The organism is Streptomyces huasconensis (assembly GCF_021028635.1).
GTDB classification, from domain to species: domain Bacteria; phylum Actinomycetota; class Actinomycetes; order Streptomycetales; family Streptomycetaceae; genus Streptomyces; species Streptomyces huasconensis.
This window is the reverse complement of record NZ_CP086119.1, coordinates 950,134-966,889: the sequence shown is the minus strand read 5'-3', so window position 1 is coordinate 966,889 and position 16,756 is coordinate 950,134. Positions and strand designations below refer to the sequence as shown.

At 74.4% G+C, this 16,756-nt stretch carries 15 protein-coding genes; 6 read left to right on the top strand and 9 right to left on the bottom strand.

Translation table 11 applies throughout. The features are described from left to right. Positions 1-34: 34 nt before the first annotated feature. Positions 35-361: a DUF3311 domain-containing protein gene (locus J2N69_RS04250; RefSeq protein WP_330166794.1), complete on the top strand. Its 327-nt coding sequence runs from the start codon at positions 35-37 to the stop codon at positions 359-361. Then, positions 358-1,881 carry a sodium:solute symporter family protein gene (locus J2N69_RS04245; protein ID WP_230899531.1) on the top strand — a complete coding sequence of 508 codons (1,524 nt, stop codon included), beginning with the start codon at positions 358-360 and terminating at the stop codon, positions 1,879-1,881. Before J2N69_RS04250 ends, J2N69_RS04245 begins: the two co-directional genes overlap by 4 nt. Here the strand turns inward: J2N69_RS04245 and J2N69_RS04240 are convergent. Further along, positions 1,867-3,219, bottom strand: coding sequence for an NAD(P)/FAD-dependent oxidoreductase (locus J2N69_RS04240; protein WP_230899530.1), 1,353 nt, complete (start codon positions 3,217-3,219; stop codon positions 1,867-1,869). The two genes, J2N69_RS04245 and J2N69_RS04240, sit on opposite strands and share 15 nt — an antisense overlap. 193 nt (positions 3,220-3,412) lie before the next feature. Then, positions 3,413-3,805: a VOC family protein gene (locus J2N69_RS04235; RefSeq protein WP_230899529.1), complete on the bottom strand. Its 393-nt coding sequence runs from the start codon at positions 3,803-3,805 to the stop codon at positions 3,413-3,415. Between the two features lie 71 nt (positions 3,806-3,876). On the opposite strand from J2N69_RS04235, the gene J2N69_RS04230 reads away from it, so the two are divergent. Beyond that, entirely contained in the window at positions 3,877-4,431 is a 555-nt protein-coding gene (locus tag J2N69_RS04230) for a GNAT family N-acetyltransferase (protein WP_230899528.1), read from the top strand. A 32-nt stretch (positions 4,432-4,463) separates the two neighbouring features. On the opposite strand, the gene J2N69_RS04225 is transcribed toward J2N69_RS04230, so the two are convergent. From J2N69_RS04225 to J2N69_RS04220, 3 genes are all read right to left on the bottom strand, one after another. Beyond that, a complete protein-coding gene (locus J2N69_RS04225; RefSeq protein WP_230899527.1) occupies positions 4,464-5,147 on the bottom strand; it encodes a glycerophosphodiester phosphodiesterase in 684 nt (227 codons plus the stop codon). Positions 5,148-5,222: 75 nt separating this feature from the next. Continuing rightward, positions 5,223-5,348, bottom strand: a complete 126-nt coding sequence (locus J2N69_RS36385) for a hypothetical protein (RefSeq protein WP_269075593.1) — start codon at positions 5,346-5,348, stop codon at positions 5,223-5,225. A gap of 284 nt (positions 5,349-5,632) precedes the next feature. Further along, a complete protein-coding gene (locus J2N69_RS04220; protein WP_230899526.1) occupies positions 5,633-7,177 on the bottom strand; it encodes a bifunctional phosphatase PAP2/diacylglycerol kinase family protein in 1,545 nt (514 codons plus the stop codon). Between the two features lie 96 nt (positions 7,178-7,273). On the opposite strand from J2N69_RS04220, the gene J2N69_RS04215 reads away from it, so the two are divergent. Then, positions 7,274-7,651, top strand: coding sequence for a DUF488 domain-containing protein (locus tag J2N69_RS04215; protein ID WP_230899525.1), 378 nt, complete (start codon positions 7,274-7,276; stop codon positions 7,649-7,651). A 415-nt stretch (positions 7,652-8,066) separates the two neighbouring features. Continuing rightward, entirely contained in the window at positions 8,067-9,503 is a 1,437-nt protein-coding gene (locus tag J2N69_RS04210; protein ID WP_230899524.1) for a bifunctional phosphatase PAP2/diacylglycerol kinase family protein, read from the top strand. 21 nt (positions 9,504-9,524) lie between these two features. Here the strand turns inward: J2N69_RS04210 and J2N69_RS04205 are convergent, their stop codons facing one another. Beyond that, complete coding sequence (locus tag J2N69_RS04205) at positions 9,525-10,322, bottom strand: helix-turn-helix domain-containing protein (RefSeq protein ID WP_230899523.1); 798 nt, start codon at positions 10,320-10,322, stop codon at positions 9,525-9,527. Positions 10,323-10,577: 255 nt separating this feature from the next. Here J2N69_RS04205 and J2N69_RS04200 point away from each other — a divergent pair, with 255 nt between their 5' ends. After that, positions 10,578-12,302 carry a dihydroxyacetone kinase family protein gene (locus J2N69_RS04200; RefSeq protein ID WP_230899522.1) on the top strand — a complete coding sequence of 575 codons (1,725 nt, stop codon included), beginning with the start codon at positions 10,578-10,580 and terminating at the stop codon, positions 12,300-12,302. Here the strand turns inward: J2N69_RS04200 and J2N69_RS04195 are convergent. From J2N69_RS04195 to J2N69_RS04185, 3 genes are read right to left on the bottom strand one after another with little or no spacing between them, the layout of a single operon-like run. After that, positions 12,284-12,976 carry a formylglycine-generating enzyme family protein gene (locus tag J2N69_RS04195; RefSeq protein ID WP_230904571.1) on the bottom strand — a complete coding sequence of 231 codons (693 nt, stop codon included), beginning with the start codon at positions 12,974-12,976 and terminating at the stop codon, positions 12,284-12,286. The genes J2N69_RS04200 and J2N69_RS04195 overlap by 19 nt on opposite strands. A gap of 58 nt (positions 12,977-13,034) precedes the next feature. Further along, entirely contained in the window at positions 13,035-14,624 is a 1,590-nt protein-coding gene (locus J2N69_RS04190; RefSeq protein ID WP_230899521.1) for an ABC transporter substrate-binding protein, read from the bottom strand. A gap of 6 nt (positions 14,625-14,630) precedes the next feature. Then, positions 14,631-16,733, bottom strand: coding sequence for an ATP-binding protein (locus J2N69_RS04185; RefSeq protein ID WP_230899520.1), 2,103 nt, complete (start codon positions 16,731-16,733; stop codon positions 14,631-14,633). Between the last annotated feature and the right edge of the window lie 23 nt (positions 16,734-16,756).

Here is a 16,756-nt window from a genome sequence, read left to right as displayed (position 1 = left end):
CCTGCCTCTCCACGTACGACCGCGAAGGAGCCCGATGCCCCGCCCGGACCACCGCCCGGCCACCCCCGAACCGCCGCGCCCGCCGGACCCCCTGGACGGGCTGCCCTCCCTGCGCGGTGCCGCTCGGCCCTCCCTGTGGCTGCTGCTCGTGCCCGTCGTGCTCTACGGCGCCGCGCCGCTGGTCGCCAACCGCATCGAGCCGCGCGTCCTCGGCGTCCCCTTCCTCCTCGCCTGGATGATCGCCGCGACGGTCGTCAGCCCCCTGGTGATCTGGCTCGTGGCCCGCCTCGACCCGGCGTACCGGCTGAACGCCGTCGAGCCGATCCCCGCCGACGACGGCCCCCGGGAGGGCGGCCGATGAGCGGGTCCGCCGCGATCGCGACCACCGTCTTCGCGCTCGCCATGGCCGCCACCATCGCCATCGGCGTGCTCAGCGCGCGCGGCCGGTCCAAGGGCCTCGCCGAGTGGTCCGTCTCCAGCCGCGGCCTCGGCGTGCTGTTCATCTGGCTGCTGATGGCGGGCGAGACGTACACCAGCTTCTCGTTCCTCGGCACGGCCGGCTGGTCGTACTCCTTCGGCGCGCCGATCCTCTACCTCGTCGCGTACCTCACCGTCGGCTTCGCCGTCGCCTACGTCGTGGGCCCCGCCCTGTGGACGTACGCCTCCCGGCACAGCCTTATCTCGATCGCCGACATCGCCGAATTCCGCTTCAGGTCACGGCCGGTGGGCATCCTCGTGGCGGTCGTCGCGACCGTGTTCATCGTTCCCTACATCCAGGTGCAGATCCAGGGCATGGGTGTCGTCGTGAACGCCATGACGTACGGCGGAATCGACCTGAAGGTGGCCGCCGTCATCTCCTTCGTGGTGGCGGAGGTCTTCATCCTCGTGTCCGGGCTGCGGGGGTCGGCGTGGGTGAGCGCCTTCAAGGACGTCCTGGTGATCCTCGTCGTCGTCTTCCTCGCCGTGTACATCCCTGTGCACTACCTCGGCGGCCTCGGCGACCTCATGCAGCGCATGGTGACGGAGAGGCCCGCGTGGCTGACCTTCCCCGGACACGCGTCGGGCGGGCGGGACTCGGTGTGGTTCCTCAGCACGGTCGCCCTCAACGCCGTGACCATCACCATCTTCCCCACCACCGTCGCCGGCTACCTCAGCGCCAAGAGCCCCAACGCCCTGCGCCGCAACGCCCTGCTGCTGCCGTGGTACCAGCTGCTGCTGTTCGTGCCGATGGTCGTCGGCGCCACCGCGCTCTTCGTCATGCCGACCCTCGGCAACCCGGACCTCGCGCTGTTCGCCCTCGTCACGGACTCACTGCCCGCACCCGTGGTCGCCGTCATCGGGGTGGCAGGCGCCCTGTCGGCCATCGTGCCGATGAGCGTCTTCATGCTCTCCATCGGCACGCTGTGGGGACGCACGATCCTCGGCGGCGGCAACGGCGCCGACCCGCGCGGCCCACGCCGCGCCCCCGGCGCCCCGGCCGAGGCACGCGACATCCGGACCAAGCGGCTCTCCCAGGCGGTGTGCGTCCTCGCCGGGCTCGTGGCGCTCACGGGCAGCCTCTTCCACCCCAGCACCCTGGTGGAGCTGTCCGTCCTGTCGTACGAGGGGCTCGCGCAGCTGGTGCCCGTCGTGCTGCTCGCCCTGTTCTGGCGGCGGTTGACGGCTCGCGCCGCCGTCACGGGGATGCTCGTCGGCCTCGCGGTGGTCCTGGGGCTGTGGGGCACCGACAACGATCCGTACCACGGGGTCAACGGCGGCATCATCGCCCTCGCGGCCAACCTCGCGGTGACGGTGGCGGTCACCTGGCTGGCGCCCGGCCCGACCCCCGGCCACGCGAGGCGGCCGGGGGAACGGCAGGCGGAACGGTCACAGTCCGGCTGACGCGACCCGCTCGCCGATCTCCTCCCGCGACAGGTAGGCGTCCGTCATCTCGAAGTCCTTGAGGGTGGCGGGTCGCTGAGCCTGGAAGCCGGTGCGGACGTAGTCGTCGCCCGCGACCGCGTTCAGCCCCCAGTTGGCGGCCGTACGGAAGCGGGCGGTCAGCGTGCGCAGCGCCCCCAGGTGGTAGCCGCGCGCCACCACCTGCGCGGGCAGCCCGGTCAGCTGCACGCCCAGCGGCTTCGACACCGCCTGGATGCCGCCGAGGTCCACCACCAGGCCCATGTCCTTGTGCCGGTAGTCGGAGAGCGGCAGGCCGCGCAGGGCCGCGGCGACGTTGTCCGCCGCCGCCCAGCCCTGGCGCATGGCGTGCTGCGCGGTCGGCGGGCAGATGGCGTCGCCGCCCTTGACGACGTCCGGCACGGCCGCCGCGTCGCCGAGCGCGAAGACACCGTCCAGACCCGGCACCGTCAGGTCCGGCCGGACGACGAGGCGGCCCTTGTTGGTCTCGGCGCCGAGCGTCGCGATGAGCGGGCTGGGGGCGACCCCCGCGGTCCAGATCAGCGTGCGGCAGGGCAGGACGCGGTCGTCGGTGAGCGTGACGGTGTTCTCGGTCACCTTGGCGACGGAGACCCCCAGGGAGACGTTCACGCCCCGGCGCTGCATGATCGCCATCGCCTTCTCGCCGAGCCGCTCGCCCAGCTCCGGCATCAGCTTGGGAGCGATGTCCACGAGGTGCCACTTGATCTGCGAGACGTCCAGACCCGGGTAGCGCTTGACGGCGGCGCAGGTCAGGCGTTGCAGATAGGCGGCCGTCTCCACGCCCGCGTACCCGCCGCCGACCACGACGAACGTCAGGCGCTGCTCCCGCTCCTCGCGGTGCGAGCTGGCCGCGGCCAGGTCCAGCTGGGAGATGACGTGGTCGCGAATCCAGGCGGCCTCGGCGAGCGTCTTGACGCCCACCGCGTACTTGTCGACGCCGGGGATGTCGAACTGCCGTGTGACGCTGCCGGGCGTCAGGACCAGGTGGTCGTAGCGCTCCACGACCTCCTCGCCGTTGATCTTCTTCACGATCACGGCCTTCGCCTCGGGGTCGATCCCGATGGCGCCGCCCGGCACGATCGCCGTGCGGCGCAGCATCCGGCGCAGCGGGACCGCGACCGCCTGCGGGGTGAGCACGCCGGAGGCGACGTGCGGCAGGAGCGGCAGGTAGAGCTGGTGGTCCGTCGGACTGATCAGCCGCAGCTCCGCCTCATGGGGCCCGAGTTTCTTCTCCAGCTTGTGCGCGCACTCCATGCCGGCGAAACCGCCGCCCACGATGAGGATCCGGGGAGCTGCCATGTGATGTCACTCCAAGACTCTGGGAGATCGTCTTCAGTGCTGTGTCACGGCTGTCGGGGCCGCCGCCGAGGCCGACAGAGGATCGTTCTGGATCTTCTGCGGACCGTACCCGTGGCCGTGTACCCCTGCATCCCGAATGGATTAATCGTGTGACGTGCTTCACACCCGCCGGGGCGGTCCCGGGGCCTTTGGATCAGATCTCCGGCCGGTAGCGGATGGGATGGTCGTGCGGCACCTCGACCAGGACGATCCGCAGGCCGTCCGGGTCCGCGATCCACATCTCGATCAGGCCCCAGGGCTCCTTGACCGGTGGCCGCACCACCTCGACGCCGCGTGCGACGAGGTCGTCGTGGGCCGCGTGGACGTCCGGCACCTGGAGCCACAGCCGCAGGCCGGGTGAGGGCGGGGTGTCGGAGCGGCCGGAGAGTTCGAGGAAGCCGCCGCCGAGGAAGTAGACGGTGCCCCGCTCGGGGCCGGTGCCGAACTCGCGGTAGACGTCGAGGCCGAGCGCCTCGCCGTAGAACGCGCGGGAACGCTCCGGGTCGGTGGGGTGGAGAAGGGTCCTGCTGCTCAGTACATGCACCATGGGGCCGCACCCTAGTGCCGCGTTAGGCTCGGCGGATCAAGAAGCCGCGCACAGATCGGAGAAACCCGTCGATGGACACCGCCCCGCGCTCCCTCACCGGTGAGGTCACCTTCCGCGACGCCGGTCCCGCCGATGTCGACGCGCTCGTCGCGCTCATCGAGTCGGCGTACCGCGGGGACGCGAGCCGCGCCGGGTGGACCACCGAGGCGGACATCCTCCAGGGGCAGCGCACCGACCCGCAGGGCGTCGCCGAGGTCATCGAGTCACCGGCCGCCCGGCTGCTGGCCGTGGAGCGGGACGGCGCGCTCGTCGCCTGCTGCCAGCTCGAACACCGTGGGGAACACGCCTACTTCGGGATGTTCGCGGTCAGTCCGGCCGAACAGGGCGCGGGCCTCGGCAAGCTGATCATCGCCGAGGCGGAGCGCGTCGCCCGCGAGGAGTGGGGCGCCGACGAGATGCACATGACCGTGATCTCCGTACGCGACGACCTCATCGCCTGGTACGAGCGGCGCGGCTACCGCCGTACGGGAAAGATGACGCCCTTCCCGTACGGCAACGAACGCTTCGGCATCCCGCAGCGCGCGGACCTGGAGTTCGAACTCCTCGTCAAGGAGCTGACGCCGTGAACGCCGAGGACCGTCGGCCGTGAACGCCGGCCTCAGGCCGTGAAGCGGCCCGTCCGCTTGATGTCCGGGTAGTCCGTGGTCGCGCCGTCCAACTGGAGCGCCCGCACGAGCCGCAGATCGTCCTGCGTGTTCACGACCCAGCCGATGATCCGCAGGCCGGCCTTCTTGGCGTGCTCCACGATCTCCAGCGTGAGACGCCGGATGTTGAGGACGAGCGTGGTGGCGCCGACCGCCGTCGCCCGCTCCACGACGTCGGTGCCGTAGCGGCTGGCGACGAGCGCGGTGCGTACGCCCGGCACCAGGCGGGCGATCTCCGCGATCGCCTCGTCGTGGAAGGAGATCACCTCCACGCGCGAGACCAGGTCGCGGCGGTGCATGACCTCGGCGAGGGCGCGCGCGGCCGCCACGTCCTTGATCTCGGCCTGGAGGGGCGCCCGCACGGCGTCCAGGACCTCTTCGAAGACGGGGACGCGCTCGCCGCGGCCCGCGTCGAGCTCCCGCAGCTCGGCGAGGGTCTTCTCGGCGATGGGCCCCTTGCCGTCGGTCGTACGGGCCACGTCGGCGTCGTGCATGACGACGAGGGCGCCGTCCTTGCTCAGATGCAGATCGAGCTCGATGAGATCGAGGCCGGCGGCTTGCGCGGCGATGAAGGAACGGAGGGTGTTCTCGGGCTCGACGCCCATGACCCCGCGATGACCGATGGTGAGGAAGTTCAAGGCCCACTCGCTTCCGTCGACGGCGGCTCGGCGGCCGCGCGGCGAGGACGGAGAGCCACGCGGCAATGTCGCAGCCTAACGGCCCGCCTCGGTGACCGAACCGGCCGGACGGGGGTGAACGGAACCTTCCGCTCTGGTTCCCACGATGCCGAGGACCAGTCCGGTGACGAGGGCGGCGACAAGGACGGCACGGGTGCTCACGGGTGCGCTGCTCCCTGCGGAGGGGACGGCTGACTCCGCCCGTCCTACCGGCGGAGGGGCCGCCGCCGCGAGCCGCGTCACCCGCAGGTGGGCGAGTCCGCCACGCGTTGACCCGGCGGCTCCGACGCCGGCTCCGATGCCGTCGGCGCCCAGTGCTCCAGGTCGTCGAGCATCGCCTTCGCCGGCTCCACCTTCCGCGGCCTGCCATACGCCGCGTTGCAGTGAACGGCGCGCGCCAGGCGCAAGAGGCGTGTGGCGGGCTCGCGCCGTGCGGCCGCGCACCGTCACGCCGGGCGGCTCCGCGCGGCCGCCGCCAGCGACGCCGTCCGGGCCAGCTGGGTGATCTCGTCCTCCGGAGCGGCCGGGCTGTAGACCGTCAGCGCGCCCCGCAGCTTGTCGAGGAGCAGGGTCTCCGGCGCGGCCGCGTGTTCACCGTCGTACGCCAGCCCGCCCTCGTCGTCCAGCCCGCCGATCCGCAGCTCCTCGACTCGCTCGGCCCGGTAGACCCGCGAGCGCCGCAGCGCGCCGGCCAGCGCGGAGACGACGAGCCGGGTGCGGGCCAGCGGCGCCTCGGCGTCGACCGTACGGACGTCGAGCAGCCCCTCGTCCAGCAGGGGCCGGTGCGAGGGGGCGAGGCCCTCCGGCAGATAGCGGCCGTTGCCCGCGAAGAGCAGCCACAGGAGGCGGTCGTGCCCGTCGAGGCGGACCCGCAGCGGCGTCGCGTCGCGCATCACCCCCAGCAGCGACACGGCGGCCGCGGGCCACTTCCCGATCCGGCCCTCCAACTTCTCCCGGCGGCGCACCAGTTCCGGGTAGAGCCCGATGCTGAAGGTGTTCACGAAGCCCGTGACGTCCGCGCCCGCGCCGTCGCGGACCCGCGCCAGGTCCACACGCACCGCCTCACCGCGCCGCACGGCGTGCGCGGTGTCCTCGAAGGTGGCCGTGCCCGCGTCCAGCGCGAAGTGGTTGAGGGTGCCGCCGGGGAAGACCGCCAGCGCGACCCCGGCCGCCACCGCGCGGCGGGCCGCGGCGTTGACCGTGCCGTCGCCGCCGCAGACCCCGAGCGCACCGCCCGACTCGGCGGCCCGCGCGACCGCCTTGTCCAGCGCCTTGCCCAGGTCCTCACCCGGCTCGCACGGGATGATCTCGGCCTTCGGCAGCAGCAGCTCCACGTACTGCCGGGCGGGCGGTCGGCCCGGAACGCCCCTGCCGGAACCGGAGTTGACCACCACGACCAGCCCCTCGCCGTCCGGCAGCACCGGCGCCGCCACCCGCGTGCGCCCGAACCGTGCGGGCGCGGGACGCGGCGGCCACCAGTAGCAGGTGACCGCGGCGGCGGCCGCACCGAGCGCGATGCCCGCGAGCACGTCACCGGGGTAGTGCACCCCCACGTACACGCGGGAGAACGCCACGGCCGCGGCGACGGGCGCGACGACTGCACCGTAGCCGGGCGACTCCAGGGCCACCCCCGTGGCGAACGCCGCGGCCGACGCCGCGTGCCCGGACGGGAACGACGGCGTCCACGGCGCCTTCGGCAGGCGCCGCACCAGCGGCACCGCGTCGTGCACGGGACGGCCGCGCCGCACGGCGTACTTCGCGACCGCGTTGGTCGTCAGCGAGGCCAGCGCCAGGGCGCCCACCCCGCGGCGCGCCGCACGCCGGGCCGCGGGCCCGCCGACGGCCGCGAGCACCGCCGCCGCGCCGAACCACAGCCGCCCGTGGTTCGCGGCGGAGCTGAGCGGCGGCAGCACCTGTTCGGCGCCGGGCAGCCGCGCCGCCGCCACCCGTGCGAACAGCCGCCGGTCGATCCTGCCGATGCGTCCCGTCATGGCCTCACTGCACCAGCACGCGGCGGCCACGGCCCGCGCTGCTCGCCCGAACGGGTCACGCGCGCGGGTCAGGTCGGCCCGGCGGACAATGCCGCCATGACGACCAACCGTGCCCTCGACGTACAGGTCAAGCGCCTCTACGACGACCCGGAGCCGGCCGACGGCACCCGTGTCCTCGTCGACCGGCTCTGGCCACGGGGTCTCGCCAAGGACCGGGCCGGCCTCGACGCATGGGACAAGGAACCGGCGCCCTCGGACGAACTGCGCCGCTGGTACGGCCACGACCCCGCCCGCTTCGAGGAGTTCGCCGACCGCTACCGCCAGGAACTCACGACCGCCGACGGCCGGGCGGCACTGGACCGCCTCCGCGACCGCGCCCGCACCGGCCGCCTGACCCTGCTCACGGCGACCAAGGACCTGCCGCACAGCCACGCGACGGTCCTGGCGGACGTGCTGACGTCCCGGCGGGCGTGAGCCGCTCCGTCACGGCCGGGGAGACGGCGGCCCGTCGAGGAGCCGCCGCGCGCCCGCCGGCCGCTCGGGCTCCAGATGGATGCGTACGCCGTCGAAGTCCGGGCCCCAGCCGAGCAGCGCCGGCCTGACCTGCCGCGCTGGCCGGGGCGGGAGGGGCGCAGCGCGGTGACCTCCGGGAAGCTGCTCGGCCATCTCCGCCTTCCGGGGCAGCGCCAGGCCGGTGGCCGCGCGCAGGGCGTTGGCGATGGCCGACGCCGTTCAGGCCGTACGGCGCGTCCGGGTGCCGTAGTTCGAGGAGGTCGACGGGGACGGCGGGCATGTCCGGTGGACTGCCCGCCGCCGCGGTCGACGACCTGCTGATCTCCTGGCCCGCCGTGCTGGCCTCGCGGGCGGCAACCGGGGTATACGGGAGGGCATGAAGGATCTTTTGAGGCACAGGGCCCGCCGACTGCTCGGCGCCGACCACCGACTGCTCTTCTGCGGGATCGCCGCCGGGATGTGGGGGTTCGGCGGGGTGCGGGGACGGCGTGCGGCGGTGCGCGGCGTCACCTCCCTGGCCCTGGCCTCGGCCACCGTCAACGCCCTCGGCCGGCACGCCGTCGGCGAGTCACGCCCGGCCCAGGAGGCGGCGCCGCTGCTGCGCCGCCTGCCGCGCAAGCCCCTCACCGGGCCCTACCCGTCCGCTCACGCCGCCTCCGCCGCCGCCTTCGCGACCGGCGCCGCGCTGGAGTCGGCGGGCTGGGGCGCGGCCCTCGCCCCGGTCGCGGCCACGGTGGCGTACTCCCGGGTCCGCGGCGGGCGCGCCCCGAGGGACGTCCTGGTCGGCGCGGCCCTCGGCGTGGGCGCCGCCTACGCGGTGCGCGGGATGGTGCCCACGCGGGCCCAACTGCCGCCGCCCGCACGGCCCCGGGTCGACGCGCCCGCCCTGCCGGAGGGCGAGGGCCTGGTCGTGGTGGTCAACCCCTCCTCCGGCGCACAGCCCCAACTCGCGGACCCGGTACGGCAGCTCAAGGCCGCCCTGCCGCGCGCCGAGGTGGTGCTGTACGAGCAGGAGGCCGGCGCCCTGCCCAAGGTCCTGGAGGAGGCGGCGCGGGACGCCGCCCGGCGCGGCGGCGTCCTCGGGGTGTGCGGGGGAGACGGCACGATCAACGCCGCCGTGGCGCCCGCCCTGCGGTTCAACGTGCCGCTGATGGTGCTGCCCGGCGGGACGTTCAACCACTTCGCCGCCGACCTCGGCGTCGACACGGTCGCGGACGCCTGCGCGGCCGTGACCCAGGGCAGCGCGGTGCGCGTCGACGTCGGCCGCGTCAAGCCGCTGGCCGGGATCGGCCCGGCGGGCAGGACCCTCGCCGAGCCCTCCTACTTCCTCAACACCTTCAGCCTCGGCAGCTACCCCGACCTGGTCCGCAGCAGGGAACACTGGTCCCCGAGGATCGGCGGCCCGCCCGCCACCCTGCTCGGCGTCCTGCAGATCCTGCGCACGGGCCGCCCGCTGCGGGCAGTGGTGAACGGCCGCCGCCGCTCGATATGGCTGCTCTTCGCGGGCAACGGCGCCTACCGCAGCGTGGGCATCGCCCCGGTGCGCCGGCACGACCTCGCCGACGGCCTGCTGGACGTCCGCATCGCCCACGGCGGCCGCTTCGCCCGCAGCAGGCTGCTCGCCGCGGCGCTGGCGGGCCAGCTGACCAGGACCCGCGTCTACGCCGCCGCCCGCCCTCAGCGGCTGGTCATCTCCGCGCTGCCCGAGGGGACGCAGATGGCGTACGACGGCGAGGTGGCGGACGCCCCGGCCGCGCTCCTGATCGACAAGCTCCCCGAGGCGCTCACCGTCTACCGCCCGACGTGCGACTGACCCGGCGCCGCCCGGCCGCCCTCAGGGGAAGGTGACGGCCGTGTCCACCGGGGTCAGGACGAGCCAGCGCAGGGAGGCGTCGTCGTAACGGCCGTAGGTCCGCACGTGTACGTCGACGGGGTCGGGCGCGACCAGCGGGAAGTACATCGGGCGGGCCCGCGCGTCGCCGGGTTCCGGGACGTCGGCGGTGGCGTCCCACAGCGCGGCGACGCCCGGCTCGCGCCGCACCGCGCGCACCACCTCGTCCAAACGTTCGTCGTCCGGTCGGCGCTGCCAGGCCAGCCGCAGCCCGGCCAGCAGCGGCCTGGCCCAGTGTGTTTCCCACTCGCGCAGCTGATAGCGGGCCTCCGGGGAGAACGCCCAGGTCATGACGTTCGCACCCGGGCGGACCAGCCACGGGCAGTGGCGCGCGGCCACGGCGTTGGCCGCGACCACGTCCCATGCCTGGTCACAGATCCAGCTCACCCGGCGCTGCTGGTGCAGCAGGTCGAGCATCGCCTCGTCGGGCCGCGCGTCGTGTGCCGCGCGGGGCGGCGGGCGGTGCCCGGTGCCCCGGTGCAGGGCGTCCGTCTGCGCGGGGGAGAGGCCGAGGACACGGGCCACCCCGTCGATCATCTCCGGTGCATAGCCGCGGTCCTCGCCCCGCTCCAGCGCGCGGTACCAGCGCTCGGAGACGCCGAGCAGCAGGGCCATGTCGAGCTGCGTGAGATAGCTGCGGTGGCCGCGGAACGGGACGGGCCCGGGCAGCAGGCGCGGATCGCGCGCCGTCCGCCAGGCGCGCAGCATCCGGCCGAGGTCCTCGCGTCGTGCGTCCGGCAAGGGTAAAGACCTCGCAAAGATGGGTCGGGCGGGTGGCAGGCACCGCGTGGCCCGCGCGTCCGCTCGCCCCGGCCGGTGCGGGTTGACAGCGTCGCACAGCGGCGCCCGGGCCGGAACTCCCGGGTACCGGTAGCCGTCCGTGCCGTTCTTCGCGGCGGACGGAGGTCCATGGTGAGCGCCGCGACCACGGGCCGCACCCCCCTGCGGCACCGCACACCCGCCGCAGACCCCGCACACGTACGGAGAAACTCACCGATGAGCTACTTCCTGCCGGAGTCCCACCCCGTGCTGACCGCCGCCCGCGGTCTGGCCCGCGCCCACGCCGGGATGATCGAGGTGCACACCTCCCCCCTCTACCTGCGGGCGCGCGACCCGCACCCCGATCGCACGGTCGCGCTGGTCTCGGGCGGCGGCTCCGGGCACGAGCCCCTGCACACCGGGCTCCTGGGACGCGGCGGCCTGGACGCCGTCTGCCCCGGCGAGATCTTCGCCTCCCCGCACAACCGGCAGATCTACGAGGCGAGCGCGGCCGCCGCGAAGAGCGGCGGCGTCCTGCTGATCATCAAGAACTACACCGGTGACGTGATCAACTTCCAGATCGCGGCGGAGCGCCTGCGGCACGACGGCATCCCGGTCGCCACGGTCCTGGTCGACGACGACCTGGCCACCGACAGCGCGGACAGCGCCACCGGGCGCCGGGGCACGGCCGCCACCGTGGTCGTCGAGAAGCTGCTGGGCGCCGCCGCCGACCGGGGCGCCACGCTGGAGGAACTCGCCGAGCTGGGGCGGCGGGTCGTCGCCGCGTCCCGCAGCATCGCGGTCGCCGCCCGCGCCCAGACCTCCCCCACCACCCTCGGCCCGGCCTTCACCCTGGAGGCGGGGACCCTGGACTACGGCGTCGGCATCCACGGCGAGCGCGGCATCCGCACCATCGCCCGCCCCGCGGTCGGCGACCTCGTCCGGCGCATGACCGACGACCTCCTCGACGCCCTGCCCGAGGGGCCGGGTGACGTGCTCGCCCTCGTCAACGGCCTCGGCGCCACCACGGAACTGGAGCTGCACGCCATCGGCGTCCTGCTCGGGGACGAGCTGACCGCCCGCGGGCTGCGGCCGGTGTTCACCGTCCCCGGCACCTTCACCGCCGCCCTCGACATGGCCGGCTTCTCCCTCACGGTGACGCGGCTCGAAGAGGGGTGGGCCGAGCTGTGGACCGCGCCGACCCGCACCCCGCTGGTCCTGCCGCGCCCCGCCCCGGCCCCGGAGCGGCCGGCCGAGCCGGAGGCGGCCGTCTCCCCGGCGGACACCGCGCCGGCGGCCACCCCGCACCCGGGCGGCGACCGCGCCCTCCTCGACCGCTACGCGCTGACGGTCTCCCAGGTGCGCGACAACCTGACCCGGCTCGACCAGCTCGTCGGCGACGGCGACTTCGGCGACAACCTCGCTGGCGGCGTCCGGCGCGCGGTGAAGCTGGCCGACGAGCGCGGCCTGGACGGCACGGCGGCCCTCGCCGCGGCCTTCCTCGACGACGTCGGCGGCACCAGCGGTCCGCTCTTCGGCCTCCTCTTCCAGCACCTGGCGTCCGCGGCGCCGAAGGACGGCGGGGCGCCGTCGGCCGCCGCCCTGGCCGAGGCCGCCGAGGCGGGCTTCGCCGCCATCCACCGGGTGGGCGGCGCGAACCCGGGGGACTGCACGCTGGTCGACGCCCTCGCGCCCGCCGCCCAGTCGCTGGCCGCCTCCGCGCGGGACACAGCCGCGGAGGCTCCCCTGACCGAAGCGGCCCAGGCGGCCATCCGCGGCGCCCTCGGCACCGCGGAGCTGCGGCCCCGCCGCGGCCGCGCCAGCTACGTGGGCGACCACGCCCTCGGCGTGCCGGACCCCGGCGCCCTCGCCGTGGCCCTGCTGTTCATGGCCCTGGCGGACGTCCACGAGCCCGCCACCGCGCCGCGGCTGCCCGCACCGGGCTACATCACGGTGCCCTGACGAGGCGTGCCGGGCCCGCGAGGGCCCGGCCCCGGGGAACGCGCCACGCGGAACCCCACGTCGTCCACGCGGTAACTGGGATGGCTGCGGCGCCGCGCGGAGGCCCGGCAGCTCCAGTGCTCGTCGAACCAGCCGCCACCGCGCAGCACGCGGTAACCGCCGTACACCTCGGCGTCGTACACGTCCCAGCACCAGTCCCAGACATTGCCCAGCATGTCGTACAGGCCCCAGGGGTTGGCCTGTCTGCTGCCCACGTCGTGGACTCGCTCCCCGGAGTTCCCGCGGTACCAGGCGATGTCGTCGAGGGGGCCGTAGTGCGGTCCGGTCGTGCCCGCGCGGCAGGCGTGCTCCCACTCCGCCTCCGTCGGCAGGCGGTAGCCGTCGGCGGAGGCGTCCCACGCCACGCTCTCGTCGTCGGCGCCGACGCGGTAGGCGGGCGCCAGACCGGCGCGCTCGGACAGGGCGTTGCAGAACCGGACCGCGTCCCACCAGCAGACGCCTTCGACGGGCAGCCGCTCCCCGCGCGCGGCGCTCGGCCGCAGGCCGGTGACCCGTTCGTACAGCCCCTGGGTGACCGGGTGCGCCCCGAGCAGGTACGGCGCGAGGTCGACCGTCCAACTGCGCCGCGTGCGCCGGTCCGAGAGGGTCACCCGGCCCGGCGGGACGGCGATCATGTCGTGCTCTTCGTGCGCGTTCACCGGGCGGGGCCTCTGTCTTCGTCGTACGGGGTGGTCAGTCGGGGCAGGTCCTGTCGCCCTTGCCCCTGAACGTCCGGTAGACGGGCAGAGGTTCCCCCTTCGTTCGGCCGCTTCGGGTGGCCGGGTACTCGACGATCGGGACCGGCTTGCAGACCGCCCACTGGTCGTTCGCCCCCGGGCCCTCGAACCCGTACGAACCCCCGGCCCCCCGCAGGCAGTTGCTGCAGCCGTGCGCGGAGATGCTCGGCATGATAAGGGTGTTGTAGACGTCGTTCTTCGACGGGATCAGCGGGCCGTCCTTCCCCCGAGGACTGTCCCCGCCCTCGTTGACCTCGCTGTACGTGCGGTCGACGGCGTCGGCGAGCAGGGTGAACGCGTCGTGGTACATCACCGCGTACCCGTCGTCCAACGGATCGGCCCCCAGCTCGTGCCGGGCGTCCAGCTTGTCGAAGCGGTCGAGGAAGCGGCCGAGCGCGCGCGGTGGATCGTTCTTCCCCTTCCACCAGGCCGGGTCCACGGACGACGCGTCGATGATCGTGGCCCGCGCCTCCTTCAGCCAGCGGGTGGTCTCGTCCGTGGTGAGGGTCGGTTCGAGCCCGATGCCCACCTTGAGCAGCCGCAGCCGGGTGCCCCGGCCGCAGTCGCCCTCCTGCGCGAGGCGTTTGACGAAGGCCGGCAGGTCCTGGTCGCGCCCGGCGAAGAAGACGGTGTCCGACCGCGCGGTGCAGATCTTCTGCACGGCGTCCGTGAACCGCCGCGGGATGCCCTTGTCCCGGCCGGAGGAGCCGGTGAAGTTGGAGTTGTGCCCCTTGAAGTCGTACCGCTCGTCGAAGTGCTTCTCGAAGACCCGGCGGAGGTTGCGCGAGTACACGTCCTCGCTGCGGTTGTCCCAGACCAGGAACCCCCGGCCCTGCTGCGGCCGTTCTTCGAGGTACTGCTTCAGGGCGCGGGCGAACTGGTCGTTGTTCGGCGACGTCTTGAAGAAGTGGTCGGCGTTCATGTCGGCCGCCGTGATGACGGGCCCGACGGTGGGAAGGCCGTGTTCGCTCAGGGCGGCGATCGCCCGCCGGGTGTCGGCGGTGCTGCTGGGGATGCCGGTCACCCCGACCAGAGGGGCCCGCTTGTCCCGCGCCAGCTCCGCGAGCCGGGTGACGACGGGACGCCACTGGTCGAGGTTGCGGCCGTCGGGCGCCAGCAGCAGCTGGTAGTGCGGGCCGCTGCCGCTGTTGGCCTCCTGCTGCGCGCTCAGCGCCCCGGCCAGACCGCGGCGGATCATGTCGACGGTCATCGCGCTGGACTCGTCCGTGGTGTACGGCATCATCAGCGCGATCCGCACATAGGGGATGCGGGCGCTGTTCTCGGCGGGGGACTCGGCGTCCCGCCGCACCTTCGCGTTCTCCTTTGCCACCTCCTCGATGAGGCCCTCCAGCCGCGGATCGGCCTCGAAGGCGTACTCCGTCACCCCGACGCAGTCCCCACCGATCTCCCGCAGATCGTCGCCGCACCTGCCGGGCCCTCGCGCGCCGAGGGTGAGAAGCGCGGCGACCACCGCGGCCACCAGGACCAGGGTCAGGGCCGCGGCCCACTCGATCGGTCCCCACTCGCGGGGGTGGCGACGGAACATGCTTCCTCACTGTCCTGGTACGGGGAGGGGGCGCTTGTCCCGGGCCGCGGCGGGCCATCTGCGGGCCGCCTGGCCGAGCGCGACGCGCCAGGAAGGATGACGCAAGGAGAGATAGGCCAGCTCCTGCTCGACGGCCGTGCACGTGTCGGGGTCCGGCTCCGTGTGCGGCTCGGAGAGGTACCACAGGGCGTGCAGCAGCCGGTTCACGCACCGCTCGGTGTCGTCGAGGTGGGGGTAGCGGCCGTCGTGCGCGCCGAGCGCGATCCGCAGCCGGTCGTCCCGCCAGTCGCGCTCGGGCGGGGTCGGAGCGGTGGCGGCGTACCGCAGGCACCGCAGCCAGTGGCCCGCGCCCCGCTCGTCCTGCTCCGACTGGAACACCTCGGCCAGCGAGGCCACCACCGTCTCCACGCCCCCGGCGGCCAGCATGTGCCGCAGCGCGTCCGCCTCGCCCCCGTCGCCGCGCTGGGCGTGGTGGTTCTGCAGGAAGCGGTGGATCTCCTGCCAGCCCCGGCTGTCGTCGGGCCCCGGGGAGAGCCGGCGGGCCTCGTGCACCAGGAGCCGCTGGAGCAGCGGATCGGTCACCAGCGGACTCTCGGGCGGCGTCAGGCGCTGCCAGTGCTGCTGTTCGAGGTAGTCGGCGACCGCGTTCGCCGGCAGCTGCTCGGGGCCCGCCAGGCGCAGCCGGGCCGCCAGCGCCTCGGCGGCCGCACTGTCCCTGGCCAGGGAGAGGAGGGTCAGCCGGTCACGCTGGCGGCGGTCCGGCAGCAGCCGCTCCAGCAGCGCCTCGCTCACCGGGCGGCCGTCCGGCGCGGACAGGTCGAGGAGGTCCCGGGGCGCCACGGCGCGGCCCGCCCGGGTCGCGGCGCGCACCGCCGAGCAGAGCATGGCCGTGGCGGCGGGATGGCCGCCGGTCAGCGCGTGCAGGGCGGAGGCGAGGTAGGGGTGGAGCGGGGCACCGGCCGAACCGGCGTCGAGCAGCGGCAGGACGTCGTCGCGGCTCAGCGGCGTGAGAGGCACGGTGAGCAGCCCCGCCGCGGGCGAGGTGCCACGACGCTCCCAGCCGCTGGCCCGGACCAGGTCGGGCAGTTCTCGGCGCAGCGGGCCGAGGTCGCTGCCGGGCGGTTCACCGAGGCGGGTCGCCACGACGACCAGTTCCTCGCGCTCGGGGGACTCGGGCGTCGCCCGGTGCTCCAGGAGCAGGTCGAGGAAGCGCCGCCCGGCCGGCAGGTGCACGTCGTCCAGGAGGACCAGGGGCCATGGTTCGCGGTTCCAGCGCTGCAGTCGGCCGTACGCCCCGGCGACATCGTGGCGGAACGCCGCCACGAGGGTCCGCTCGACCGCGCGCCGGTAGTCCCCGCCCTGGTGGTACCACTCGCTGAGCACCGCCAAGGGGTCCGTGCCCGCGGGGAGTTGGGGGAAGCGCGCACGGTACCAGTCCCGCTCCTGCCCCGCGCGGTACCGGTGCGCGTACTCGCCGAGCAGGGCGCGGGAAATACTCGCGCCTCTGCTGCCTGTGCCGTCGGGGGCGTCGGGCGCGGGTGGGGCCGCTGGGGCCGCCGCTCCGGCTCGGGCCTCGGCCGCCGCGGCCCACGCCTGGCGCACGTCCTGCTCGGACCCCTCGGCCAGGCGGCAGGCGATCAGCAGCCGCGCAAGGCGCAGACAGGTCGCGTCCCGCTCGGCGCCGTCGGCCGGGTCCCAGCTGGAGACGGCGAACAGGCCGGGCAGCAGGACGGGAAAGGGGCGCCGGTAGGAAGGCGCCAACTGGCGTGCCAGCTCGGCCAGGACACCGACGAGATCGGTGACGACGTGGCCGTCGGCGTCGGTGCCGCCCGGGAGCGACCCCCGTAGACCGGCCGCGGAGAAGGTGCCCGCGGGCGCGATCCGGATGTGGGCGAGGGGGAGCCGGCCCCGGTAGTGCGCCGCCAGCTCCCGCAGCACCGCGCTGCGGCCCATGCCGTGACGCCCCGTCAGCAGCACGACGGGCAGGTCCCGCTGGAACTCCCGCGCCGTCCGCGCGCGTTCGTCGTACTTCAGGCCGGTCAGCCGTGGGACGAGCGCGCGCAGGAGCGGGTCCCTGCCGTACAGCGGCACGTCTTCCGCTCTGTCCATCCGACTGCGTCCCGCCTCCGTAG